This window comes from Bradyrhizobium sp. MI1.4 (assembly GCF_055811315.1).
Genome location: NZ_JBVVPP010000079.1, coordinates 1 through 22,520 on the forward strand (window position 1 = coordinate 1; position 22,520 = coordinate 22,520).

Annotated in this window: 25 protein-coding genes and 1 pseudogene; 12 read left to right on the forward strand and 14 right to left on the reverse strand. The window is 64.5% G+C overall.

Annotation, left to right across the window (positions count from 1 at the left end):
* Window positions 1–160 precede the first annotated feature (160 nt).
* The gene (locus tag AC0L23_RS37990; protein WP_018456486.1) at window positions 161–439 is read right to left on the reverse strand and encodes a twin-arginine translocation signal domain-containing protein; all 279 of its coding nucleotides are present in this window, start codon (window positions 437–439) and stop codon (window positions 161–163) included.
* 128 nt (window positions 440–567) lie between these two features.
* A complete protein-coding gene (locus tag AC0L23_RS37995) occupies window positions 568–882 on the reverse strand; it encodes a hypothetical protein (protein ID WP_018456485.1) in 315 nt (104 codons plus the stop codon).
* Window positions 883–1,011: 129 nt separating this feature from the next.
* Here AC0L23_RS37995 and AC0L23_RS38000 point away from each other — a divergent pair, with 129 nt between their 5' ends.
* Together AC0L23_RS38000 and AC0L23_RS38005 are read left to right on the forward strand one after the other, a co-directional pair.
* Window positions 1,012–1,659, forward strand: a complete 648-nt coding sequence (locus AC0L23_RS38000; RefSeq protein WP_473298508.1) for a glutathione S-transferase family protein — start codon at window positions 1,012–1,014, stop codon at window positions 1,657–1,659.
* 96 nt (window positions 1,660–1,755) lie between these two features.
* A complete protein-coding gene (locus AC0L23_RS38005; RefSeq protein ID WP_018456483.1) occupies window positions 1,756–1,908 on the forward strand; it encodes a hypothetical protein in 153 nt (50 codons plus the stop codon).
* 21 nt (window positions 1,909–1,929) lie between these two features.
* On the opposite strand, the gene AC0L23_RS38010 is transcribed toward AC0L23_RS38005, so the two are convergent.
* Together AC0L23_RS38010 and AC0L23_RS38015 are read right to left on the reverse strand one after the other, a co-directional pair.
* Window positions 1,930–2,277: a hypothetical protein gene (locus AC0L23_RS38010; protein WP_473298510.1), complete on the reverse strand. Its 348-nt coding sequence runs from the start codon at window positions 2,275–2,277 to the stop codon at window positions 1,930–1,932.
* A gap of 122 nt (window positions 2,278–2,399) precedes the next feature.
* Window positions 2,400–3,932, reverse strand: a complete 1,533-nt coding sequence (locus AC0L23_RS38015; RefSeq protein ID WP_085384238.1) for an acyl-CoA carboxylase subunit beta — start codon at window positions 3,930–3,932, stop codon at window positions 2,400–2,402.
* A gap of 149 nt (window positions 3,933–4,081) precedes the next feature.
* On the opposite strand from AC0L23_RS38015, the gene AC0L23_RS38020 reads away from it, so the two are divergent.
* The 3 genes from AC0L23_RS38020 to AC0L23_RS38030 all read left to right on the forward strand — a co-directional run bounded on the left by AC0L23_RS38020 (window position 4,082) and on the right by AC0L23_RS38030 (window position 6,298).
* Window positions 4,082–4,486: a DUF4260 domain-containing protein gene (locus AC0L23_RS38020; protein ID WP_247455495.1), complete on the forward strand. Its 405-nt coding sequence runs from the start codon at window positions 4,082–4,084 to the stop codon at window positions 4,484–4,486.
* Window positions 4,487–4,628: 142 nt separating this feature from the next.
* Window positions 4,629–5,222, forward strand: coding sequence for a hypothetical protein (locus AC0L23_RS38025; RefSeq protein WP_473358260.1), 594 nt, complete (start codon window positions 4,629–4,631; stop codon window positions 5,220–5,222).
* A gap of 137 nt (window positions 5,223–5,359) precedes the next feature.
* Complete coding sequence (locus AC0L23_RS38030; protein WP_473358261.1) at window positions 5,360–6,298, forward strand: dienelactone hydrolase family protein; 939 nt, start codon at window positions 5,360–5,362, stop codon at window positions 6,296–6,298.
* Between the two features lie 107 nt (window positions 6,299–6,405).
* Here the strand turns inward: AC0L23_RS38030 and AC0L23_RS38035 are convergent, their stop codons facing one another.
* From AC0L23_RS38035 to AC0L23_RS38055, 5 genes are all read right to left on the reverse strand, one after another.
* Window positions 6,406–7,062 (reverse strand): carboxymuconolactone decarboxylase family protein, encoded by a 657-nt coding sequence (locus tag AC0L23_RS38035; protein WP_085384236.1) that lies wholly within the window; start codon window positions 7,060–7,062, stop codon window positions 6,406–6,408.
* 62 nt (window positions 7,063–7,124) lie between these two features.
* On the reverse strand, window positions 7,125–7,943 hold the full coding sequence (locus AC0L23_RS38040; RefSeq protein WP_085364670.1) for a penicillin-binding transpeptidase domain-containing protein: 819 nt from the start codon (window positions 7,941–7,943) through the stop codon (window positions 7,125–7,127).
* A gap of 69 nt (window positions 7,944–8,012) precedes the next feature.
* Complete coding sequence (locus AC0L23_RS38045) at window positions 8,013–8,273, reverse strand: EscU/YscU/HrcU family type III secretion system export apparatus switch protein (protein WP_085351295.1); 261 nt, start codon at window positions 8,271–8,273, stop codon at window positions 8,013–8,015.
* On the reverse strand, window positions 8,270–9,868 hold the full coding sequence (gene fliK, locus AC0L23_RS38050; protein WP_473298520.1) for a flagellar hook-length control protein FliK: 1,599 nt from the start codon (window positions 9,866–9,868) through the stop codon (window positions 8,270–8,272). Before fliK ends, AC0L23_RS38045 begins: the two co-directional genes overlap by 4 nt.
* A 57-nt stretch (window positions 9,869–9,925) precedes the next feature.
* Window positions 9,926–10,720: an ATP12 family chaperone protein gene (locus tag AC0L23_RS38055; protein ID WP_204513951.1), complete on the reverse strand. Its 795-nt coding sequence runs from the start codon at window positions 10,718–10,720 to the stop codon at window positions 9,926–9,928.
* Between the two features lie 74 nt (window positions 10,721–10,794).
* Here AC0L23_RS38055 and AC0L23_RS38060 point away from each other — a divergent pair, with 74 nt between their 5' ends.
* From AC0L23_RS38060 to AC0L23_RS38070, 3 genes are all read left to right on the forward strand, one after another.
* Window positions 10,795–11,241 carry a hypothetical protein gene (locus tag AC0L23_RS38060; RefSeq protein ID WP_247384472.1) on the forward strand — a complete coding sequence of 149 codons (447 nt, stop codon included), beginning with the start codon at window positions 10,795–10,797 and terminating at the stop codon, window positions 11,239–11,241.
* A 495-nt stretch (window positions 11,242–11,736) separates the two neighbouring features.
* Entirely contained in the window at window positions 11,737–12,531 is a 795-nt protein-coding gene (locus AC0L23_RS38065; RefSeq protein WP_473298523.1) for a hypothetical protein, read from the forward strand.
* 199 nt (window positions 12,532–12,730) lie between these two features.
* Entirely contained in the window at window positions 12,731–13,054 is a 324-nt protein-coding gene (locus tag AC0L23_RS38070) for a hypothetical protein (RefSeq protein ID WP_247384476.1), read from the forward strand.
* A 96-nt stretch (window positions 13,055–13,150) separates the two neighbouring features.
* Here the strand turns inward: AC0L23_RS38070 and AC0L23_RS38075 are convergent, their stop codons facing one another.
* The 3 genes from AC0L23_RS38075 to AC0L23_RS38085 are packed head-to-tail and all read right to left on the reverse strand — an operon-like array spanning window position 13,151 to window position 17,156.
* Window positions 13,151–14,365, reverse strand: a complete 1,215-nt coding sequence (locus tag AC0L23_RS38075) for an RluA family pseudouridine synthase (protein WP_204511506.1) — start codon at window positions 14,363–14,365, stop codon at window positions 13,151–13,153.
* A 56-nt stretch (window positions 14,366–14,421) separates the two neighbouring features.
* Window positions 14,422–15,753 (reverse strand): replication-associated recombination protein A, encoded by a 1,332-nt coding sequence (locus AC0L23_RS38080; RefSeq protein ID WP_247370509.1) that lies wholly within the window; start codon window positions 15,751–15,753, stop codon window positions 14,422–14,424.
* Entirely contained in the window at window positions 15,750–17,156 is a 1,407-nt protein-coding gene (locus tag AC0L23_RS38085) for a DegQ family serine endoprotease (RefSeq protein WP_204511508.1), read from the reverse strand. Before AC0L23_RS38085 ends, AC0L23_RS38080 begins: the two co-directional genes overlap by 4 nt.
* Before the next feature lie 307 nt (window positions 17,157–17,463).
* Here AC0L23_RS38085 and AC0L23_RS38090 point away from each other — a divergent pair, with 307 nt between their 5' ends.
* The 4 genes and pseudogenes from AC0L23_RS38090 (at window position 17,464) to AC0L23_RS38105 (ending at window position 21,252) form a co-directional block, all read left to right on the forward strand.
* Window positions 17,464–19,077, forward strand: a complete 1,614-nt coding sequence (locus AC0L23_RS38090) for an OprO/OprP family phosphate-selective porin (RefSeq protein ID WP_473358262.1) — start codon at window positions 17,464–17,466, stop codon at window positions 19,075–19,077.
* Between the two features lie 81 nt (window positions 19,078–19,158).
* Window positions 19,159–20,172: a zinc-binding alcohol dehydrogenase family protein gene (locus AC0L23_RS38095; protein WP_446480689.1), complete on the forward strand. Its 1,014-nt coding sequence runs from the start codon at window positions 19,159–19,161 to the stop codon at window positions 20,170–20,172.
* Window positions 20,173–20,471: 299 nt separating this feature from the next.
* Window positions 20,472–20,804: pseudogene (locus AC0L23_RS38100) on the forward strand (Bug family tripartite tricarboxylate transporter substrate binding protein); the annotation flags it as partial.
* 91 nt (window positions 20,805–20,895) lie between these two features.
* The gene (locus AC0L23_RS38105) at window positions 20,896–21,252 is read left to right on the forward strand and encodes a Bug family tripartite tricarboxylate transporter substrate binding protein (RefSeq protein WP_473298634.1); all 357 of its coding nucleotides are present in this window, start codon (window positions 20,896–20,898) and stop codon (window positions 21,250–21,252) included.
* Window positions 21,253–21,370: 118 nt separating this feature from the next.
* Here AC0L23_RS38105 and AC0L23_RS38110 read toward each other — a convergent pair whose 3' ends face one another.
* Together AC0L23_RS38110 and AC0L23_RS38115 are read right to left on the reverse strand one after the other, a co-directional pair.
* Window positions 21,371–21,667, reverse strand: coding sequence for a DUF1330 domain-containing protein (locus tag AC0L23_RS38110; protein ID WP_446480691.1), 297 nt, complete (start codon window positions 21,665–21,667; stop codon window positions 21,371–21,373).
* A gap of 9 nt (window positions 21,668–21,676) precedes the next feature.
* The gene (locus AC0L23_RS38115) at window positions 21,677–22,459 is read right to left on the reverse strand and encodes an SDR family NAD(P)-dependent oxidoreductase (RefSeq protein ID WP_473358263.1); all 783 of its coding nucleotides are present in this window, start codon (window positions 22,457–22,459) and stop codon (window positions 21,677–21,679) included.
* Window positions 22,460–22,520: the final 61 nt, after the last annotated feature.

Here is a 22,520-nt window from a genome sequence, read left to right on the forward strand (position 1 = left end):
CGTCATGCACGCGGCAGGTGATCTTGGTGCGATGGTCCGGCAGCTTGCTGACGTCGCCGAACATGTAGACTGTGGTGGCGCCCCGGGGCGGGCGAAACACCATGAAGTGCGGCCCGGGGCCCCGCGCGGGGGGCCCCCGTTCAAGCCTGGTGCGCGAAGCTTACCAATGGCGGCGGTGCCATCGCCGGCGATGCCAGCCCCAGTGACGGCGGCGCCAACCCCAATGGCGATGGCGGCCGTGCCAGTGCACCTGCTCCGGCTTCAACTGCGCGGCTTCTTCGCTGCTGGTGACTGCGGGATGAGCGTCGGGATTGCCTTGCGGCATGCGGGGGTCACCGAGCGGCTGCGGCGCCAGCGGCGCAGCCTTTGCGGCGGTCGTGAACGCGGCAGCTCCGGCCGCGACACCGATTGCAAATTTTAAAAAGTTCCGGCGCTCCATGACTTCTTTCCTCTTGGATGGTCGTGCCAGTGATGCAGAGGCGAGTGTCGTGGTGACGACATGAACCGAAGCTGAATCGCGCGTTCAGCTTCGCTGCGACTCCGACGGTGACAGCCCGCCGCCGGGCGCTACTTGCCAAACTCCTGCGCCAGCACCAGCAACTCGCGCGTGCGCGTCACGTCGGGCCAATCGCGGTTGAAATCGGCCACCAGTTGCGTCAGCGCTTCGCCCTTCAGCATGGCGTGCAGCGCAGCCTCGCTCGCGAACTGATACATCGCCTGATGCAGTGAGGGATCGTCGAGGCTCCAGAACCGCCAGGCCTTGCTCACGCCGAAGGCCTTCATCGCGTCGGGCAGATGTTCGGTCTCGTACCACCTGTCGAAGGCGGCGCGCTTGCCGGCATCGGTGACGACGGCGCGGACGACGAAGAAGGCTGACGGCATCGGATTTTCCTCCTGTTGTTTGGGGTGAGACTAGCCGATGACGTCGGCGACGACAAAAAAGGACGGCACCGGTGTCGGAACGCGCATCTCTCACCCGTCCTATGCCTGAACAGCAGACGGAGACACCACATGCCCGACCTCACGCTCACCACCTTCGACTGGGTTCCCCCGCCCCCGCGCGGTTTCGTGCGCGACCTTCGGGTGCGCTGGGCGCTCGAAGAGGCCGCATTGCCCTATCGCGTCGCGAGCGCGCCGTTCGACGGGCGCGGCGCCGAGCATCTTGCGCACCAGCCGTTCGGGCAGGTGCCGTGGCTGACCGACGGCGATCTCTCGATCTTCGAGAGCGGCGCGATCCTGCTGCATCTCGGCGGCCTCAGCGCGAAGCTGATTCCATCACATCCGCGCGGCCGCAACCAAGCCACGGAATGGCTGTTCGCCGCGCTCAATTCGGTGGAGATGGCGAGCCTGCCCTGGACGATGTCGAAGTTCATGGGTCATCCGAGCGATACGGCCGCGTGGAAATTTGTCGACGACTTCCTAAAACTCCGCCTCAAGCACATGGAGGCGGTGCTGGCCAACCGCGAATGGCTGGCAGGCACGTTCTCCGTCGCCGACATCCTGATGTCAGACGTGCTGCGCATCGTCGATCAGTTCGATGGGCTCGCGGACAGTCCCGCCTGCCGCGCCTACGTCGCGCGCGCCACCGCCCGCCCGGCCTTCGCCAAGGCCCACGCCGACCAGATGGCGCATTTCGCTGCGGCGGACGCGACCCGCTGACGCGGCGCCCGCGTCAGATGTGACGTGCCTCACATAATGAATCCGGCGATGGCCGTAGGGTCACGGCCATCAAATCATCCCTGCGGAAGGTGACACATGGCCCGCATCGCATATCTCAGAGACCAGCTTGCCCGCGCTGAAAGACTGGCAAAGGCGATCCTCGACCGGCAAACCGCGGAGCAGCTTCAGGCGTTCGCAGCCGAATGCCGCGAGGAGCTGCAGGTGCTGTCGCGCAGGGCTGCGGCGTAACATTGGCCTGCGAGCGCCGCGTCACACCAGCTTCATCGGCGCATCGGCGACCACGCGAAGGTCAATGCGGCTGATCAGTTGAGACCGAAGCGCCTCCGCATCCCCGATCGCGCTCTCCGTCTGCCGCAGCGTGCTGATGTTCGAACCGAGCGAGACGATCCCGCCGAGCACCAGAGCGATCGATCCGAGCGCGGCGGTCTGGCCCATTCCGAGCAAGCCGAGGATCGTGATCAGCAACAGCGCAGCACCGCCGCCGATCGCGAGCTTGGATGCCAGGATGTACTTCCGACATCGCTCGGCGATCTCGGCCAAAGCCTCGATCCGCGCTTCGATGTCTGAAATCTCGTCGGTCGGATCGTGTTCGGTCATTGGATTTGGCTCGAGGATGCCAACTCAGACAGAAACAGAATCGGTAGCCCGCATGAGCAAAGCGACATGCGGGAAGCTTGACGAAGAACCGATGTCGCTTCACTCATCCGGGCTACGAGGCGTCACAACGGCAAATTGTCGTGCTTCTTCGCCGGCGTTTCCACCTTCTTGTCCTTCAGCATCGACAGCGCCCGCGCGATCCGCTTGCGGGTCGAGTGCGGCATGATGACGTCGTCGATGTAGCCGCGCTCGGCGGCGATGAAGGGGGAGAGGAAGCGGTCTTCGTATTCCTTGGTTCTTGCGGCGATCTTGTCGGGGTCGCCGATGTCGGCGCGGAAGATGATCTCGACCGCGCCCTTGGCACCCATCACCGCGATCTGGGCGGTCGGCCAGGCGTAGTTCATGTCGGCGCCGATCTCCTTGGAGGCCATGACATCGAAGGCGCCGCCATAGGCCTTGCGGGTGATGATGGTGACCAGCGGCACGGTGCACTGCGAGTACGCAAACAGCAGTTTGGCGCCGTGCTTGATCAGGCCGCCATATTCCTGCGCGGTACCCGGCAGGAAGCCCGGCACGTCGACGAAGGTGACGATCGGGATGTTGAAGGCATCGCAGAAACGCACGAAGCGCGCCGCCTTGCGCGAAGCGTCGGAGTCGAGCACGCCGGCCAGCACCATGGGCTGGTTGGCGACGAAGCCCACCGTGCGGCCCGCGATGCGGCCGAAGCCGGTGACGATGTTCTTGGCGAAAGCATCCGCGATCTCGAAGAAGTCGCCCTCGTCCACGACCTTCAGGATCAGCTCCTTCATGTCGTAGGGCTTGTTCGGATTGTCGGGGATCAGAGTGTCGAGCGACATGTCGACGCGGCCGATGTCGTCGAAGCTCGGCCATTCCGGCACGCCGTCGGTGTTGTTGGACGGCAGGAAGTCGATCAGGCGCCGCATCTGCAAGAGCGTCTCGACGTCGTTCTCGAAGGCGCCGTCGGCGATCGAGGAGCGCGTGGCGTGCACCGAGGCACCGCCGAGCTCTTCCGCCGTGACGACCTCGTTGGTGACGGTCTTCACCACGTCGGGGCCGGTGACGAACATGTAGCTGGTGTTCTTCACCATGAAGATGAAGTCGGTCATCGCCGGCGAATAGACGTCGCCGCCAGCGCAGGGACCCATGATGACAGAGATCTGCGGGATCACGCCAGAGGCGAGCACGTTGCGGCGGAACACGTAGGAATAGCCGGCGAGCGCGGCGACACCCTCCTGGATGCGGGCGCCGCCAGCGTCATACAGGCCGATGATGGGCGCACGCGCCTTCATCGCCATGTCCTGGAGCTTTGTGATTTTCAGCGCGTGCGTTTCCGACAGCGAGCCGCCGAACACCGTGAAATCCTTGGCGAAGACAAACGTCTTGCGGCCGTTGACGGTGCCCCAGCCGGTGACGACGCCGTCGCCGGGCACCTTGCTCTTCTCCATGCCGAACTCGGTGGAGCGGTGCTCGACGAACATGTCGAATTCCTCGAACGATCCCTTGTCGAGCAAGAGCTCGATGCGCTCACGTGCGGTCAGCTTGCCGCGGGCGTGCTGCGCCTCGATGCGCTTCTCGCCGCCGCCGAGCTTTGCGCCGGCGCGACGGTCTTCAAGGGCGTCCAGGATATTCTTCATTTGCTCCCGCCAGTTCTTAGCCTAAATGCGATTGCCGGGGGTTCTAACACGGCATTTTGCGGGCCGGGAAGCGGCTTTCGGTCTCGCAGGGCTGCCTTGCCGCAGCGGGAAAGCGCAAGGAATTTCAAAGTTTTGCCTGGGAGACGAGCATGACCGAAGGAGCGGCGGAGACCGGCGCGGCGACGGGCGGCGTCAACATCCTGCTGCGGCTGGAGGGCCTGACGCTGTTTGTGGGGATGGTGATGCTCTACTGGACCTGGGACGGCTCTTGGGCAGTCTTTGCCCTGCTCTTCCTTGTCCCCGATCTGAGCTTCCTCGCCTATCTTGCCGACGCCAAACTCGGCGCGATGGTCTACAACGCCGCCCACAGCTACATGGCGCCGGTCGCGCTGCTGACGCTCGGCTTCGGCCTCGCCTCGCCACTCACCCTGTCCATCGCCTTGATCTGGCTCGCCCATATCGGCATCGATCGGGCACTGGGCTGCGGCCTGAAATATTCGGCCGGGTTCGGCTTCACCCATCTCGGCCGGATCGGCCGGCAGAAGGATACGTGACGCAGTTGCAAATCTGGCCCTGGCCCGGTTGACCGGGCGCGGCGATTCAGGCTTGCTCCAGGCTTGCGATCAGGCGCCGAATGTTGCGTGAGCTCAGTCGGTACGGCGGCGGTCATCATTTCCGGCTGCAAGCATCACCCCCATGTCCGCGACGGTCGTTCCCCTGCCGCCGAACCCATCGTCCGAAACCACCGACTTCCTGCGGCGCATGGCCAGCATGGTGTCGGGGCGGAACGGCGAAATGCTGCTGCGCGCCGCCGCGCTGATCGAGTCGCTGGCGCAACGGGCGATGTCGGCGGAACGCCTCTATCACCGGGAGCACGAAGAGAACACGCGCAACAGCGAGCTGCGCGAGGCCGGTGAGATGGCGTCCGACGCCATGGTCAAGCAAATCGACGGGCTGCGCAGCCAGCTTGCCGAAATCACCGCGGCCGCGGCGGCCGAGCGCGCGGCATTCGACGCCGAGCGCGGCAAGCTGCTCGGCCTGATGCAGCACGCCGAGAGCCATATCGGCCAGCTCACACGCGAGCTGGAGACGCTGCACGCCTCGATCGACAATTTCAACGAGACCGTCATCTCCGTGCCAATCGAGGTGCTGCGGCTGGCGCGCACCCAGTTCGATGTCCTCTCTGCCGGCTTTGCCGGCAAGGGCGACGTGATCTCGCAGGCGATGAGCGAGATTGGCGGTTTTGCGATCGACCAGGCGCTGACGGTGAAGAAGCCCGACACCGCCTGAGGCGAACCGCCGGCTTGCGTCAATTTGACAGCGCGCGGGCCTGTTGTTCTACTCACTGAAAATCACGGGGGAGGATCCGATGCCGACGGCATTCCGCGTCGCCATGGCGCTCTGCATTTCAAACGCTGTTCGTCGGCATGGGCGCCAACGCACAATCGCTTCCCCGGGAAGTCGCCACCCGCGCCGAGATCTACCCGATCCCCTCGCTCACCCTCTCCGACCAGCAATTCCTCAGCGGCGACGCCGCGGCCGGCAAGCCGGTGACGGTCGCCGGCGAGCTGCGCGTGGCGCAAGGCAGCGGAAAACTCCCCGTCGTGGTGCTGATGCACGGCTCGAGCGGCGTCGGCGCAACGACCGAAGCCTGGGTGCACGCGTTCAACGCCATGGGCATCTCGACTTTCGTGATCGACGGCTTTACCGGCCGCGGGCTGACGGTGGTGGGGCCGAACCAGGCCCTGCTCGGTCGGCTCAACCTCGTCATCGACATCTACCGCTCGTTGGAGATCCTTGCAAAGCATCCCCGCGTCGATCCGGATCGCATCGTGCTGATGGGCTTTTCACGCGGCGGACAGGCGACGCTTTATGCGAGCCTCGAGCGCTTCCACAAGCTCTGGAACAAGTCCGGCATCCAGTTCGCCGCCTACATTCCCTTCTACCCCGACTGTTCGACGACCTATCAGAACGACACGGACATCGCCGCGCGCCCGATCCGCATCTTCCACGGCACGCCCGACGACTACAATCCCGTCAAGAGCTGCAAGGCTTTCATCGAGCGGCTCAAGACGGCCGGCCGCGACGTGGTGCTGACCGAATACCCCGACAGCGCGCATGGTTTTGACAGTGGGCTGCTCGGCGTCAATACGGTTGCCGTGTCCACGGGTGCGCAGACCGTGCGCAACTGCCAGATCCGCGAAGGCGACGGCGGCGTGCTGATGAACGCCGATACGAAAGCGCCGTTCACCTACCAGGACGCTTGCGTCGAGCTCAATCCGCATGTCGGCGGCAATCCAACGACTGCCGCCGAGTCGCGCAAGGCCGTTGAGGAGTTTTTGCAGGCGCTGTTCAAGCTGGGTTAGGCCAGCGCGACATGTTCCGTCATTGCGAGCGCAGCGAAGCAATCCAGAATCTTTCCGCCGAGGCAGTCTGGATTGCTTCGTCGCTTCGCTCCTCGCAATGACGAAGGCTACGGCTCGCCCGGCTTGAACGGCTCCTGCTTGTCCGGCGGCACGGTCTCTTCGGCCATTGCGAGCAACATCGCGACCATCACGTAATTGCCGGCGACCGCGGTGAGGTCGACGATCTGCTGGTCGTTGAAGACCTTCTTCGCGCGCGCGAAGGTTTCGTCGCCGACCTTCTTCGTCGCGGTGAGCTCGGTGACGAAGTCGTAGACGACGGCCTCGTCCTCGGCCATGTTCGCAGGCCGCTTATTGGCCTTCAGCTCCGCGACGATGTCGGGCGACAGGCCCGCTTTCGCCGCGAGCGGCGCATGGGCGTACCACTCCACCTGCGAGCGCCATTGCCGCCCGATGATCAGGATCGCGAACTCGTTGAGTTTTGTCGGGACCGAGGTCTCCCAGCGCAGATAGTGGAATAGGTCGAACAGGCGCTGGCCGAGCACCGGGCTGCGGATCATCGGATTGTAGGGACCGCCGATGCCGACGCTCGAGACCTTCATGATCTGCTCGCCGAGGGGCTTCTGCTTGGCGTCGAGCTGGTCCATGGTGAGCTGAGGAAAGCGCGGCTCCCTGCTGGTGGCGGGACCGGCAAACATCGTGGCGGCGAGCCAGCCGCCTGCGGCGGCAAGCGTGAGCGACGGCAGCCAGAGTGGCGTTGAGTTCATGTTCTCCTCCCGGTTTTTCTTGACCCGGGGGACGCTAGTCGAGCGGCGCCAGCGCGGTATCGCTAGATAGCGCCGATCTCGGCAAGGCAGGCTTGCGTCAGCGGCATGCGCTCTCCGACCAGGCGCGGCTCCTTGCAGTCCATGTTGAGCGCGAACACGGTGTGCGCTTCGCCCTTCTCGGCCCAGCCCACCATCCAGCCAAGCGATGGCTCGCCGCGCTCGGCGCCAAGCAGCCCGGACTTGGCGCGAATGACGCTATCGCCGACCTTGGTCACCGGCAGGATGTCAGCGACGAGATCCTGGCTGCGTTTCGAGATCGGCAGTGCGCGGCGGCGCAGCCGGTCGATGAAATCGACCTGCTCGACCGGATCGATGCGCAAGGCGCCGGTGAGCCAGAACTGGTCGATGCCGCCGCCGATGTCGCGATTGCCATAGTCGAACAGATCGACGTACTTTTGCATGCGTTCTTGCCCGATCCGGCGCGCGATCTCCTGATAGACCGGCACCGCGCTGACGAGAATCGCGCTGCGCAGCGTGTGGTCCTTGTTCCAGGCCTCGATCGGACGCTTCACGCCGTCCCAGGGAAATACGTCCTTGTCGGGGTCAGTGACCACGCCGGTTTCGAGCGCAATCAACGAGTTCGGAATCTTGAAGGTCGAAGCCGGCAGCTTCGCCTCGCCCGAACGTTCCTTGTCGCTGGCGACGACCAGATAGTCCTCGACCTTGTAGCCGACGAACGTCCCCGCCGTGCCGAGGTCAGTGAAGCGCTTTGCGAGGCTGTCACGGATTTCATTTCGCGGTGGCGCGACGTGAGCGAATGCACGCGATGGCAGGATCGCGGTTGCGGCGAGAAGGCCGAGAGTGGAACGGCGGGTAAGCACTGGCGATGTCCGTTACGCGATGAAGATGGCCGCGACCATGCAGCCGCTAACGTGGTGAAACGATGACAGCTACCGCCTGCCCGACAGCCGCAGCACGAACACCAGCACCTCGGCGACGGCCTTGTAGAGGTCCGGCGGGATCTCCTCGCCGAGTTCGACCTTGGAGAGCGCACCGGCCAGGATCTCGTTCTCCTCGATCGGGATGTCGTTGGCCTTGGCGATCTCGACGATTTTTTCGCCGATCGTGCCCTTGCCCTTGGCGACGACGACCGGCGCGTTGCTGCCCCTCTCGTAATGCAGCGCAATCGCAAGCTTCGACGGGTCGCTCATGTAGCGCGATCCAGAAAGTGGCCGGCGCGGGCCGGTGCGGGCTGTGGCGGCGTGCCATCGCGGACCAGGATGTCGCCGGGCTTGAGCTCGGCCCTGGTCAGTGCCTGGTTGAGCTCGCCGATTCCGGCGCGAAGCTGCTGTGCCGTCGTCGGCCGCTCCGCCCACATCCGCACGAAGGTCTTGTCACCGTTGAGCGTAATCAAAGCGTGCACGGGGCCAGCCGGCTCGACATTCAGCGTGAAGCGCGCGCGCCAGGCGCGCCTGGCGGGATCGGCGGATTCATTGCCGCCGTCGCGTGAGATCTCGAACTGCGCCATTGCCGTGCCCTGCGGCGTTGCGAATGGAATCTCGAAATTCCACTGCGGCACGCTCGGATCAATCTTGTGACCGCTGGCGTCGGTGCGATCGGGGAGCGAAGCAACCTGGAGCAACGTCTGGCGCGCGAGAGCGGCATCGGTGTCATCGAGCAGGCGATGCACGGTCGCAGCGAGCGGCGTATCCGGTACGAGTGACGGCGAGGCAATGAATTGCGGCGACGGCAGCGCGCCGCGAACCGGTGGTGGCGTCGCGCGCGCGGCGGCTTCGAAAATATGTCCCTCGGGTACGGCCTTGTTCGAGCCCGGCACGTTTCCCGTCATTCGCGGCAGGCTTTGCGTGATCTCTTGCAGGAGGCTCGCGGCAAGGCCTGCGGTCATGGCCCGCGGCACCGCGGCCTGCGGAGCACCGCCAGCGATGTCCGCCAACACAGAGGCTGCGATATTGACGCTGCGCGGCATTTGCGGTGATTGGGCGATCTCGGGTTCGGTTGCGGGCAATGCGGCCTGCGTCTCCGCGGCAGTGAGCTGCGGTGTCGCCACGGTACCAGCCGGAAGCGCGGCACCTTGCGCCTGTGGCGCAATCGCCTCGAGCGTCGTCAGCGTTTGGCGCAGCACCAGCAATGCCGCCTTCAGGTCCGGCATCGTGCCGGAGGACGACGTCGCGCCCTCGGCGAGCGAGGCTTCGAGGAATAGGCCGGATTTTTGGAATGCGGATTCAATGTCGCCGCCATCGAGCCCGGTGTTGAGCGGCGTCTGCTGCGCCAGCACGCCCAGCATCGCCTGCTTCAGCCCCGCCGGAAGATCGCTGCCGGTGACGACCGCGGCCAGATTGGCGAACAGCGGCGCCTGGCTGCCCTGCTTTGTGACCGCCTCGGCCGAAGCTGCGGTAACGGCGACCTGCTCCGATGGCGTCAGCACGTTGCGTCCCGCGCTCGCCGACGGAGCAATCGGCGGGCTGTCAACCAGCGAGGCCGCAGCCGGCGTCAGCGTGACCTGATCGGCGCTCGCCTCGCCTGCCCCGCCCATGACGGCGAGCCGGATGGTGCCGCCGTTCTGCGACACCGCAAGCTGGAGATTTTGGCCTGGTGCCAGCGCCACCTCGGACATCACATCCATCAACAGGTTGGCGATCGCGATCCGCACCAGATTGCCGGCGAGCACGCTGACGACTCTTGCGTCGACGACGCTGCCGGCCTGCAGCACAAGATCGGGCGTCACCGCGTCAGCAACAGGGCTGGCGGCACTGACGGGAACGATCGAGCTTATCGGCGTCGGCATGGCGAGGGGCCTGGGGAGCGTAGGCCCTACCCTAAGGCCGCCCTCGTAAACCTCTCGTTAAGGACCTTTGGCCGCGGGCGCGTTCACAGCGGCCAAAACGGTCACGGCGGCATGAAAGTCCTTGAGGCGGGCGGCGCGGCGGCCGGCGGCTTCCTCGTCGACTCCCCATTTCTCGGCATTCCAGTCCTCATCGACATAAGCCGCCGCCCAGACCTGGCCGGCATCGCGCACGCCATGGGCCAGCGCCAGCGCCAGCAGGGCCGAGCCGGTCAGGGTGGTGATCACGTGGAGGGCGGCGACCGACCAGGCATCCCCCGGCAGCGCCGCACGCGCGGCCTGGACGGCCGCCTCCGGCTGCGTTACAGGCATGACGCCTTCGGACAGGATGAAATGCGCTCCCAGCGTCTCAGCGGCCCAGAACAACACTGGGTCCCAATGCGCGGCCTCGCGGGCGACGAGCCCCTCGGGATGGCCGGCGCGATAGAACAGCAGATCGGACTGGAGATACTTTGCGAGGTCGTCGCTGACGAGATCGACGCAGTCGACGACGCCCTCGACCACGCTATTGGCGATCCGCGTCAGCGGCATCGTCATGGGATTGATCGTCTCTTTCTGATCCGCCCACTCGGCAGCCACTGCGTCGGCTAGCACGCGCGCAGGGATGATCACCTGGCGGCCGGACGGCGTGCGGATCGCCTTGCCGTCAAGCGTGATGGCAAAGCCGCCCTCAGCCTCAGCGACCCCCACCTCCTTGTAGAAGCGCTTGCGCAGCGGCACGCGCGAGGCCTGGCGGACCAACTCCTGCGGATCAAGCGGGGATCGCCCCGCAGCTTCATCGAACAATTCGCGCATCTGGTTTTCGGCCCTGATCACTCAATGCTAGGCTTGTAAGGTAAGAGCGACGACCGATAAAGCGAGCGGCAGGTATGAGGGAACTCGCGGGCATTGCGGCTCTCCTTGCCGGGTTTTGGCCGGCCGCGGCGCAGGCCGGCTTTCGGACTCCGGAATCGGTGGTCCGCAACGTCTACGCTCATTACGGCCAGGGCGCGCCGGAGCTCTCAAAAGGCCTGCCGCAGGATGGCGCGACCGCCCGGCAATTCTTCGACCCCTCGTTGCGCAAGGTGTGGTCCGCGCCGCGGGTCGAGCCCTACGATTTCCTGGTGCAGAGCCCGAGCTGGAAGCTCGGCCCCGTCGCGATCGCGGTCGTTCGCAGGCAATACGACAAGACCTATGTCGCGGCGAGTTTCGACAATCGCGGCCGGCCGCTCCGGCTGAACTTCATCCTGGTGAACGGCCCGGAGGGCTGGCTGATCACGGATGTCGAGAGCACGCACGACAGCTTGCGGATGTTTCTCGAGCAGTTTCGGAACTGACGTAACCTAGCCGATCTGGCGTTCGTCGCCAGCCATGTCTTGCAGAAGGAAGCAATGACTACATGCGACTATTGCAGTGGGACTTATAGAGCCTGAGCGATAGAGGACGGGCTTATCGTAAGGTGCTTTGTCACTCAAGGCGGAGAGCATTGCTCAGTTGCTTCGATGGAGCGTCTTTGAGGTGCGGCAGGTTGCGTCAGCATGTCCCGGCAGGTTACACACAGGACAGAGATTTCCTCCGCCGAAAGCCCGGGCCCAGCGCCTTCCGTTCCGTCTGCAGGAATGGCGAAAGTCACGGGACCAAGGCCGTCGATCTGGCCAAGGCAATAGACGTTGCGCGCGAGAGCCACTAAAGGTTTGGAAAAGAGCTGGTGGACAATCAATACCGGTGAGCTTCGCCGATGGCCGCCACAGCCGACGTCAGATCAGGCTAGTTTTGGTAACTCCCACCTATCATGGGCAAGAACGAGTCAGCTTTGGATGATTTGCTAGAGGATGGACCAGGAGACATCGAGCAAATGGCTATTGCAGCCGGTAGAGGAATGGTCGGGAAATAAACAGCCCGTCACGTCCGTTCTGTTGGGCATTTTGGTGTGTTCCGGCGCCATCATGATCCTCTTGCATGGGATCGGGCTCGGATCGTGGTCAAGCGCCGCAGTGCTAATTTGCCCGCTGGTCGGTCTTGTCGCCGTGGGCCACTTCCGGAATACGATCTGGGATTCCGTCTTCCTCCTGTTCGTGCTTTGGCTTGGCATTTCTACCGTCGTCAACGGCCCAGGGCCTCTGAAGGAGGAAATCCTATTTATCCTCACCTTGGCGGCTTATCCCGCAGCTCGGTTGTCTGGAACGACCGGGCGACCATTTTTCGCGGTGCTCGGTCTGGTCGGGTTCCTTGGCCTGGTATGCATCGTCGTGGCGCTCCGAGATCAATGGAGCGATCTCCACGGGAAACCATTGGTCTTCGGCACTTTTGATGCCGCTCCGGCCCAGATTTCCGTTTGCTTTGCTCTTCTGCTGGCTGGTCTCGTCGCTTCACACCTCAATCGCTTATGGTTGGTTATCGGCTACATATCTGCCGGCGTGGTATTTGCCATCTTGGCGGCGTCACTCCTGCGTTTTTCGTTTGTGGCGCTGCTGTGCACGTTAGCCTGCGAAGCTGCTATCTCTCGCCGCACCCGAACTAAGGCACTCGTCGCCATCTTGGTGGTTTCGACCTCCTGGGCCGCCGGGTATTACACTCGCGTCGCTACCGCCGAGCGTCTCGCCGTCGCCATATCGGCTTCCTGCTGAGGTGGGCTCTCCCGCTCAGGTGGGCCCTCCTGCTCAGGTGGGCGCTCCGGGCGAGCTCGGTCCTCGGGCCGACGTCGGTCCTCGGGGCGAGGTCAGTCCTCAGGCTGAGGTCGTTCCTCAGGCTGAGGCGGGCCCAGCGCCGTGCGGCGACCTAAAACAATATAATTCTGTCCTGACACGAAAGAAGCTCATCAGCGACGTGGCCAGCGCCATACCTCGTGCGGGGATCTTTGGTCACGGCCTTTCGAGCTTCACCCAGATGACATGCCTGGGCATGGAAACCCACCTCAGCCTAGCCCAGGTTGTCATTGAGTTCGGATGGGTGGCTGGCGTGCTGCTTGGATTTATAGCGCTTGGAGCGCTTGCCATGACCGCCCGCTTGGAACGAGCCGAGGCCAGATTTGCCTTTATGGGCTTCCTTTTCGTGGCAATGCTAAGCTTTGCTCATGGCGATTTGGCGCGAGACGGGCTGCTTTTCCTGTTCTTGGGCTACCTGGTACGAATTTCGGAGCCGCAACCGTAGCGCTGGTATTTCGTCGTCGGGATCCCGCAGTGGCGTTTGACCGGTTTCGCAAGCGGTAGGAATGACGTAGCCAGCCAACCTGCGCGCCGCACTTAATTACTCTTCCGGCGCGTTCTCGATCGGATCAAACCGGCTCGCATCGAGCCCGAGCAGGTTCCATGACTGCTGCATGTGCTGCGGCAGCGGCGCGGTGGCATCAATGAAGCCGCCGCGGGGATGCGGGATGACGATGCGGCGCGCCAATAGGTGCAGCCGGTTTTGCAGGCCGCCCGGCAGTTGCCAGTTCTCGATGTTGAAATATTTGGGATCGCCGACGATGGGGTGGCCGATATGCTCCATGTGGGCGCGCAACTGGTGGGTGCGCCCCGTCACCGGCTTCAGCGACACCCAGGTCAGCTTGTTACCGGCGGTTTCGACCACCGCATAGTATGTCACCGCGTGACTTGCGCCCTCGTCGCCATGCTGGGCGATGCGCATGATGGTGTCGTCCTCGCTCTCCTCCTTGGCAAGGAAGGTCGAGATGCGGCCCTGCTTCGGCTTCGGGAGCCCCGGCACGAGCGCCCAATAGGTTTTTCGCGCCGACCGCGAACGGAAGGCGCCGGTCAGATGCGAGGCGGCAAAGCGGGTCTTGGCGACCAGGAGGCAGCCCGACGTCTCCCTGTCGATGCGGTGCACGAGGCGCGGCTTCTGGCCCTTAGAATCGCGCATCACCTCCAGCATCTGGTCGATGTGTCGCGTCATGCCCGAGCCGCCCTGCACGGCAAGTCCGGCCGGCTTGTTCAGCACGAGAACGTCGTCGTCCTCGTAGATCGTCATCTCCTTCAGCGCGGCAAGCGTCTTTTGCGCCGCCTCCGACTGCGGGTTGGGTGCCTTCGGCGTGTCGAGCTTCAGCGGCGGAATGCGGACGCTCTGGCCCTCCTCCAGGCGGTCCTTGCTGTCGACGCGCTTGCCGTCCACGCGCAGCTCGCCTTTACGAACGACGCGCTGGATGTGGGAGAACGACAGGCCGGGAAAGTGCGCTTCAAGGAAGCGATCGACGCGCATGTTGTTCTCGTCGGCCGTCACCTTGACGGTCTGCACCTTGGTCGGCAGCAATACCTCGACGGGCTTTGCCGGTGCAGCCTTTTCCGGTTCGGCTTTGGGCGCGCGCCGCTCGACGCGCTCGCTCGCAAAGCGCGGCGGCTTCGCACCGGGCTTGCCGCCCGGCCGCAGCCCAGCAGGCTTCGCGCTGCGCGCCTTGAACGGGCGCGCCTCCTTGCGCTCATCGCGCGAACGGGGCTTTGGATCGGTTCTTTTGATGCGGCGGCTCATGGTGCCTGCGTAGCTCAAAAGCAGCCTCGCGTCACGGCGAAATGGCGATTTTGGCTTCAGCCACCCCGCTCCTTCCGCAACTTCGCCCAATAATCCAGCCGCTTGCGGATCTCCCGCTCGAACCCCCGCTCGGGCGGGTCGTAGAAGGTCTGGCGGCCCAGGGCTTCCGGGAAATAATCCTGGCCGGAGAAGGCGTCGGGCGTGTCGTGGTCGTATTCGTAAGATGCGCCGTAGCCTTCCGACTTCATCAGCTTGGTCGGCGAGTTGAGGATGTGCTTCGGCGGCAGCAGCGAGCCGGCCTGCTTTGCGACCTGCATCGCCTTGCCGAAGGCGGTGTAGACGGCGTTCGATTTCGGTGCGGTGGCGAGATAGACCACCGCCTGCGCGATCGCGAGCTCGCCCTCGGGATGACCGAGGAAGTCGAAGGCGTCCTTGGCCGCGTTGGCGATGACCAGCGCCTGCGGATCGGCAAGCCCGATATCCTCGACCGCCATGCGAACGACGCGGCGGGCCAGAAACAGCGGGTCCTCGCCGGCATCGAGCATGCGCGCGAGATAATACAGCGCGGCATCGGGATCGGAGCCGCGCACCGACTTATGCAGCGCCGAGATCAAATTGTAATGGCCGTCGGCCGACTTGTCGTAGATGGGCGCGCGACGCTGCAATATCTCCTGCAACTGCGCGGCGTCGAAAATCTCGTCCTTGCGCGCGGCGCGCCAGACTTCCTCGACGAGCGTCAGCGATGCGCGGCCGTCGCCATCGGCCATGCGCACCAGCACGGCGCGCGCTTCCTCGTCGAGCGGCAGCTTGCGGCCCTCGACCTCCTCGGCATGCGCAAACAGCTTTTCGATCGCGGCCGCGTCGAGCGAGCGAAACACCAGCACGCGCGCCCGTGACAAAAGCGCCGCGTTGAGTTCGAAGGACGGGTTTTCGGTGGTGGCGCCGACCATCACCACCGTGCCGTCTTCCATGACCGGCAGAAACGAATCCTGCTGGGCGCGGTTGAAGCGATGCACCTCGTCGACGAACAGCAGCGTGCCCTTGCCCATCTCGCGGCGTGCACGCGCGGCCTCAAAGGCCTTCTTCAAATCGGCAACGCCGGAGAACACCGCGGAGATCTGCTCGAAATGCAGATCGGTGGCGTCCGCGAGCAGCCGCGCCACCGTGGTCTTGCCGGTGCCGGGCGGGCCCCAGAACACCAGCGAGCCCAGCGTGCGCGTCTCCAGCATGCGCGTGAGCGCGCCGTCGGGACCCAGGATGTGATCCTGGCCGACGACCTCCGAGAGCGCGCGCGGCCGCAGCCGATCCGGCAGCGGGTGCGGAGCCTCGTGATCGAGCCCCGCCGCGGCGAAGAGAGTTGGTGTCTCCTGTGGTCGCTTCGGACTCATCCGCCCAGCGTGACGTTGATCTGCTGGCCGCCGCGCACCAGCGTGATGCGCCAGATGCGCTGGCGCTCGGCCGCCGCCTTTTCGAGATCGCTGGTCTTGCTGATCTTTTGGTTGTTGACCGCCAGGATGACGTCGCCCTTCTGGAAGCCGACATTCGCGGCCGCACTGTCGCCGCCGAGATCGGTGACCACCACGCCTTCGGTATCGGCGTCCAGATGCAGCTCGTCGGCGAGCGCCGGGGTGATGGTCGAGACCTTCGCGCCCTGAAGAGGCGAGCGCGCGGTGATGACGAGCTCGTTGCGGCCGGCATCGGGCGCGGCGTCCAGCGCCACCGTCAGCTTGACCGGCTTGCCGCCGCGCTGCACGTCGATCTGCGCGGTGCCGCCGAGCGGCCGTGTGGCGAAGCGATAGTCGAAAGCGTTGGGATCATCCACGGTCTGGCCGTCGATCGAGACGATCAGGTCGGAGGATTTCAGCCCGGCCTTGGCCGCCGGCCCGTTCGGGACAACGCTTGCGACCAGCGCACCGGTGGGCGAACGCAGGCCGAGACTCTCGGCGATCTCCGGCGTCACCGCCTGCAGCTTCGCCCCGAGCCAGGGCCGCTTCACCGCCTTGCCGCCACCCTTGGCGGAGGCGACGACGACGCGCACCATGTTGGCGGGGATCGCGAAGCCGATGCCCTGCGAGCCGCCGGAGCGCGAATAGATCGCGGTGTTGATGCCCGCGAGCCTGCCGTTCATGTCGACCAACGCGCCGCCGGAATTGCCAGGATTGATCGCCGCGTCGGTCTGGATGAAGAACTGGTAGTCGGTGATACCGACCTGCGTGCGCGCCAAGGCCGAGATGATGCCGTGAGTCACGGTCTGGCCGACGCCGAAGGGATTGCCGATCGCCATCACGACGTCGCCTACCATCAGCTCGTCCGAATTGGTAAATTCGAGAGCCGGAAACTTCTCCTTGGTGTCCTTCAGACGCAGCACCGCGAGATCGCTGCGAGAGTCCTTCAACACGATCTCGGCCTCGAACTCACGCTTGTCCGACAGCGACACCTTGACCTGGTCGGCGCCTTCGATGACGTGGACGTTGGTGACAACGAGCCCCGACGCATCGACGATCACGCCCGAACCGAGCGAGCGCTGCACCTGCTCCTGCTGCTGGCCGGGCACGCCGAAGAAGCGGCGGAAGATGGGGTCGTCGAGCAGCGGGTTGCGGTTCTGCACCACCTTGGCGGCGTAGACGTTGACAACCGCCGGCTGCACCCGCTGCACGATCGGCGCATAGGACAGCCGCAGTTCGGCGGGCGAGGACGGCACACGGCGGTCCTGCGCGGCGGCCGGATTGAAGTTGGCCGAAAAAGCTATGCACAGTGCCGTGACGACGGCGGTCCAGGTCGATCGAAACATTCCTACCTCTTGGAAAAGACGCCGGAATATAGGCGCGTTCGCCCCCCATTAGAAGGGCGCCCGGCGGCATATTCGACCCCTTTGGCGTGTCCGGCCTGCAAGCTGTGCGTGCGAAATAGCAATTTGCCGGGTGTGGATTGGCATGATGTGCGTCATCTTGCATGGTGGTGCAAGGCGGATTCGGTTGCGGCGAATTTACACCAGTGGGAACCGTGCAACCGGGCGCAGCGTCGCGGGGCAGTCATCGATCACACCTAGGCTCTCCGCCAACGACTTGGGGAAGTTCGTCAAACGATGGAGTCATGACGTGAGCAGGACAAGAATTGCAGCCACGGCGATTGGTCTCGCCGCCGCACTGGCAGCCTCGCAGGCCCAGGCCCAATCGGCGAGCAGCAGCGACCAGGAGATCGCGCTCCTGAAGCAGCAGTTGAAGATGCTGGAGCAGAAGCTCGACAAGCTCCAGAGCCAGACCGCCGCGAATACCGCGGCCACGGCGAAGGCCAGGCTTGAGGCGAAGGCGGAGGCGAAGGCCGAAGCGCGTTCCGAAGCGAAGACCGCCGTCGCCAACGCCAACGCGGCGATCCCGCTCAAGGGACCGGCGCCTGCATCCGGCGTCGTCGTGACAATGCCGAACAACCGGCCGACCATCTGCACTGCAGATGGAGCAAACTGCGTCGGAATCACAGGCCGCGTGCATTGGGATGTCGGCGGCTACGACTATCGGCCCAACACGGCGGCAACCGTGCCGCAAAAGCTCGACAGCGGCGAGAACGTCCGCCGCGCGCGCATCGGTCTCGCCGGCAAGTTCTTCAACGACTGGAATTTCGCCCTGGTCTACGACTTCGGCGGCTCCTCCGACGGTTTTGGCGGCGCAGCTCCGGGTTCGCTGCCCGGCGGCGGCGTCTCCGGCATCGAGAACGCCTATCTCAGCTATACCGGCCTGAAACCGTTCGGCGGCAAGATGGCCATCGAAGGCGGCATCATGGACCTGCCCTACACCCTCGATGAGGCCACGAGCTCCAACGACATCATGTTCATGGAACGCGCCTCGGCGGGGATCGTCGCCACGAGCATCGCTGCGGGCGACTTCCGTTCGGCGGTCGGCACGCGCTGGTACAACGACGTGCTCTGGGCTGGCGCCTATGTCACCGGTCCCGCCACCGGTGCGATCCACTCAGCGTCGAGCGTTGCGCCGAACGGCACCACGGAACAATACGGCGCGGTCGCGCGTGTCGCCGGCCAAGTCGTCAGCGGCAAAGACTACTCGGTCCATCTCGGCGGCAATGCCGAATGGCTGATCCAGCCGACGCGCAATCTGGTGACGGGTGCACAGACGGTGACGCTGAGCGATCGTCCGGAACTGCGCATCGATCCCACGGCGCTGGCTACGACCGGCGCAATCGCCAATGCCTCCGGCGCGCAGGTCTACAGCGTCGAAGCGGCCGCCACCTATGGACCGCTGATCCTGCAAGGCGAGTATTTCTGGTACAACATCGATCGCAGCGCCAATACCGGCCTGCCGCCGCTGGGTGCGCCAAGCCTCAAATTCCAGGGCGGCTATGCGCAAGCCGGCTACGTGCTGACGGGCGAGGGTCGCAGCTATAATGCGGCGAATGCGGCCTATGGCGGCGTCAAGCCGGCACACCCGTTCTCCCTCGAGGGCGGCGGCTGGGGCGCGTGGGAGGTCGCGGGACGCTTCTCCACGATCGACCTCAACGATCAACTCGGGACCGCAACCGGCATCGCAGGCGGCCGGCAGACCGTCTACACGGCAGCGCTGAACTGGTATGTCAACGGCAACGTCCGTTTCATGCTGGACTATCTGCATGGCACGGTATCGAGGCAGGCCACGCCGATCTCGACCGCCGATGTCGGTTCGAAGTTCGATGCGGTCGCGATGCGGACGCAGTTCGCGTTCTAGGTCTCGCTTGTCATCCCGGGGGCGCGCGAAAACGCGAACCCGGGACCCGGCATCTGCAACACTATCTGAAGGAGACAAGCCATGAAGGCCGTCGGCTACAGGAAGTCGCTTCCGATCGAGGATCAGGACGCGCTGTTCGATTTCGAGACCGCCAAGCCCGAACCCAAGGGCCGTGATATCCGCGTGGCTGTGAAGGCGATCTCGGCCAATCCGGTCGATTACAAGGTGCGCAAGCGCGCAGCCCCGCCCGAGGGCGAGACCAAGATTCTGGGCTATGACGCGGCCGGCGTTGTCGACGCCGTCGGTCCCGACGTCACGCTGTTCAAGCCAGGCGACGAGGTATTTTACGCCGGCTCGATCCTGCGCCAGGGTACCAATTCCGAATTCCACCTGGTCGACGAGCGCATCGTCGGCAACAAGCCGAAGAGCCTGTCGTTCGCGCAAGCCGCCGCCCTTCCCCTCACCTCCATCACCGCTTGGGAGCTGTTGTTCGATCGGCTCGGTGCGGTGCCCGGCAAGAGTGTCGATCCGCGCACGCTCTTGATCACGGGCGGCGCTGGCGGCGTTGGCTCGATCCTGATCCAGCTCGCCCGCCGCCTCACCGGGCTGACGGTGCTCGCGACCGCGACGCGGCCGGAGTCGCAAAAATGGTGCCTCGGCCTCGGCGCGCATGCGGTGATCGACCACGGCCAACCGATGAAGGAGCAGATCGAGAAGCTTAAGCTGCCGCCGGTCGCGCTGGTGGCGAGCCTCACATTCACCGACCAGCACTACAAGAGCATCGCCGATTTCATGGCGCCGCAGGGCAAGTTCGGCCTGATCGACGATCCCCCGGAATTCACGGTTGCCGCGTTCAAGGGCAAGGCGATCTCGGTGCATTGGGAATCGATGTTCACGCGCTCCTCGTTCCAGACCGCCGACATGATCGCGCAGTATCATCTGCTCAACGACGTCGCCGACCTCATCGATAAGGGCGTCTTGCGTACCACGCTCGACCAGACCTTTGGCACGATCAACGCGGCCAATCTCAAGCGCGCCCATGCGTTGCTCGAGAGCGGCAAGTCGCGCGGCAAGATCGTGCTGGAGGGGTGGTAGTTTTTCAGCACCCGGCCGCTCCTAGCGGCCGGCCCGCTCTGTTACGATCCGCCGCCCGTTGTGCCGGGCGACGATTGTCGGGGATGAGCTGAATGAGCTTCTGGATGAAAACAACGATTTTTGCGGCTGCATTCACGGCTGCCGCGATTTTCGGCGGAGCAGACCTGGCTCTTGCCGACGACTATCCCGAAAGGCCGCTGCAATTGGTCGTGCCGTTTCCTCCTGGAGGCGCCTCCGACGTCGTCGCGCGCATCATCGCCGGCGAACTCGAGGCCCGCCTGGGCAAGCCCGTCATCGTCATGAACCGTCCGGTTGGCGGCACCACGATCGCGGGCAAGGAGGTCGCCCGCGCCGCGCCCGACGGCTACACCCTGTTCTTCAGCTCCAACTCGACCTTCACCCTGCCAGCGGCCGTCAAGGAAACCGTGCCTTACGATGCGGCCAAGGATTTCGAGCCGCTGGGGCAAGTCGGCAAGATCACCCTGGTGCTGGTCACCTACAAGGACAATCCGATCAAGGATCTGACCGCGCTTGTCGCGGAAGCCAAGGCCAATCCGGACAAGCTGTCGCTCGCGTCGTTCGGTGCCGCGACGGTGTCGCACTTCGCAGGCGAGCTGTTCAAGTCGAGTGCAGGCATCAAGATGGTGCACCTGCCGTACAAGGGCAGCGCGCCCGCGATGAACGATCTGATCGGCAAGGCACATCCAGTATCACGTCGACACCGTGATCGCGGTCAAGCCGCAGCTCGACGCCGGCACCGTGCGTGTGCTCGCGGTATTCTCGGCAAAGCGGACGCCCTACCTACCCGATGCGCCGACCCTCGCGGAGCTCGGCTATTCGGGCATCGATTTCGCGTCCTGGGGAGCCGTCGTCACGCCGAAGGGACTTCCGCCGGCCGTACGGGACAAGCTGACGGCCACGTTGGAAGCCACCATCAACAACCCCACCGTGGTCGAGCGCTTCACCAAAGTCGGATTCGAGCCGGGCTTCGCGCGCTACAGTGACTGGGCCTCCGCGATCAACAAGGAGACCGCGGAGATGAAGCAGATCGCGCAGACGGCGGGAATCAAGGAAGACTAGAGCGTCTTCGAGCGAAGTGGGGCCGGTTGGCGTGAAGAAGACGCGTCAAACAAGGATCTGGAGCGTCGGTTCTGATTCAGTCAGAACCGATATATTCTAGTCCTGCTCGCGCGCTGGCCTACGACGGCAACACACCCTCGACAAACAGCAGCCGACGCTCCAACGCCGTCTGCCTCAGCTTCAGCGCCTCGGCATATTCCACAGACGCGTACCATTCCTGCGCCCGCGCCATCGATGGGAACTCAACGATGATAATGGTCTTGGGCGGCGGGCCGCCCTCCACCAATTCGGCGGCGCCGCCGCGCACGAGATAGCGGCCGCCATATTGCGCGATGGTTGCTGCGGCCAGGGTGCGATAGGCTTCCATCGCGGCTCTGTCGCGTACCTCGACCTCGGAGATCACATAGGCCGGCATCCGCAGGCCTCAGGCAATCGTATTGATGATGCCGCCCTCGGCACGCAACGCTGCGCCGTTGGTCGCGGAGGCTTCCCTCGAAGCGGCATACACCACCATGTTGGCGATCTCGTCGACGCTGGCGAAGCGCTGGAGCAGCGAGCTTGGGCGATGCTGTTTGACGAAATTGGCCGCGGCCTCATCGACCGACTGGCCGTTCTGATTGGCAAGATCCTTCACGAACGTCTCGACGCCCTCCGACATTGTCGGGCCCGGCAGCACGGAATTGACGGTGACGCCGGTGCCGCTTGTGAGCTGCGCCAGGCCGCGCGCGACCGAGAGCTGGGCCGTCTTGCTCATGCCGTAGTGGATCATCTCGACGGGAATGTTGAGCCCGGACTCCGAGGAGATGAAGACTATGCGGCCCCAGTTGCGCTTGAGCATGCCCTTCATATACGCACGCGAGAGACGCACGCCGCTCATCACGTTGACTTCGAAAAAACGACTCCAGTCTTCGTCCGGAATGTCGAAAAAGTCCCTCGGCTCGAAGATGCCGGCATTGTTGATGAGGATGTCGACGTCTGGCAGCGCCGCGGCCAGCGCCTTGCAGCCCGCCGCGGTCGAGACGTCGGCGGCGATGCCGCGGAACTTTCCGCCCGCGCCTTCCAGCTTGCGCACGGCCGCATCGACTTTGTCCTGGCCGCGTCCGTTGATCACGACGCTCGCACCCGAGCCGGCAAGGCCCTTGGCGATGGCGTGGCCGATGCCGGCAGTCGAGCCGGTGACGAGGGCGGTCTTTCCGGTCCGGTGCAGGAAAAGGAAGCCGAGGCGGCATAAGCCGACCGGCAGAGAGTTTTCAGAAAGCGGCGCCTTC

Bases quoted from the DNA above. Each gene is read 5' to 3' on its own strand.
- AC0L23_RS38045 (WP_085351295.1), bottom strand. From the start codon at position 8,273: ATGAGCGACCCGTCGAAGCTTGCGATTGCGCTGCATTACGAGAGGGGC.
- AC0L23_RS38005 (WP_018456483.1), top strand. From the start codon at position 1,756: ATGGCCCGCATCGCATATCTCAGAGACCAGCTTGCCCGCGCTGAAAGA.
- AC0L23_RS38030 (WP_473358261.1), top strand. From the start codon at position 5,360: ATGGGCGCCAACGCACAATCGCTTCCCCGGGAAGTCGCCACCCGCGCC.
- fliK (WP_473298520.1), bottom strand. From the start codon at position 9,868: ATGCCGACGCCGATAAGCTCGATCGTTCCCGTCAGTGCCGCCAGCCCT.
- AC0L23_RS38085 (WP_204511508.1), bottom strand. From the start codon at position 17,156: ATGTTTCGATCGACCTGGACCGCCGTCGTCACGGCACTGTGCATAGCT.
- AC0L23_RS38035 (WP_085384236.1), bottom strand. From the start codon at position 7,062: ATGAACTCAACGCCACTCTGGCTGCCGTCGCTCACGCTTGCCGCCGCA.
- AC0L23_RS38065 (WP_473298523.1), top strand. From the start codon at position 11,737: ATGGACCAGGAGACATCGAGCAAATGGCTATTGCAGCCGGTAGAGGAA.
- AC0L23_RS38110 (WP_446480691.1), bottom strand. From the start codon at position 21,667: ATGCCGGCCTATGTGATCTCCGAGGTCGAGGTACGCGACAGAGCCGCG.
- AC0L23_RS38095 (WP_446480689.1), top strand. From the start codon at position 19,159: ATGAAGGCCGTCGGCTACAGGAAGTCGCTTCCGATCGAGGATCAGGAC.
- AC0L23_RS37995 (WP_018456485.1), bottom strand. From the start codon at position 882: ATGCCGTCAGCCTTCTTCGTCGTCCGCGCCGTCGTCACCGATGCCGGC.
- AC0L23_RS38075 (WP_204511506.1), bottom strand. From the start codon at position 14,365: ATGAGCCGCCGCATCAAAAGAACCGATCCAAAGCCCCGTTCGCGCGAT.
- AC0L23_RS38080 (WP_247370509.1), bottom strand. From the start codon at position 15,753: ATGAGTCCGAAGCGACCACAGGAGACACCAACTCTCTTCGCCGCGGCG.
- AC0L23_RS37990 (WP_018456486.1), bottom strand. From the start codon at position 439: ATGGAGCGCCGGAACTTTTTAAAATTTGCAATCGGTGTCGCGGCCGGA.
- AC0L23_RS38025 (WP_473358260.1), top strand. From the start codon at position 4,629: ATGTCCGCGACGGTCGTTCCCCTGCCGCCGAACCCATCGTCCGAAACC.
- AC0L23_RS38015 (WP_085384238.1), bottom strand. From the start codon at position 3,932: ATGAAGAATATCCTGGACGCCCTTGAAGACCGTCGCGCCGGCGCAAAG.
- AC0L23_RS38000 (WP_473298508.1), top strand. From the start codon at position 1,012: ATGCCCGACCTCACGCTCACCACCTTCGACTGGGTTCCCCCGCCCCCG.
- AC0L23_RS38010 (WP_473298510.1), bottom strand. From the start codon at position 2,277: ATGACCGAACACGATCCGACCGACGAGATTTCAGACATCGAAGCGCGG.
- AC0L23_RS38020 (WP_247455495.1), top strand. From the start codon at position 4,082: ATGACCGAAGGAGCGGCGGAGACCGGCGCGGCGACGGGCGGCGTCAAC.
- AC0L23_RS38055 (WP_204513951.1), bottom strand. From the start codon at position 10,720: ATGCGCGAATTGTTCGATGAAGCTGCGGGGCGATCCCCGCTTGATCCG.
- AC0L23_RS38060 (WP_247384472.1), top strand. From the start codon at position 10,795: ATGAGGGAACTCGCGGGCATTGCGGCTCTCCTTGCCGGGTTTTGGCCG.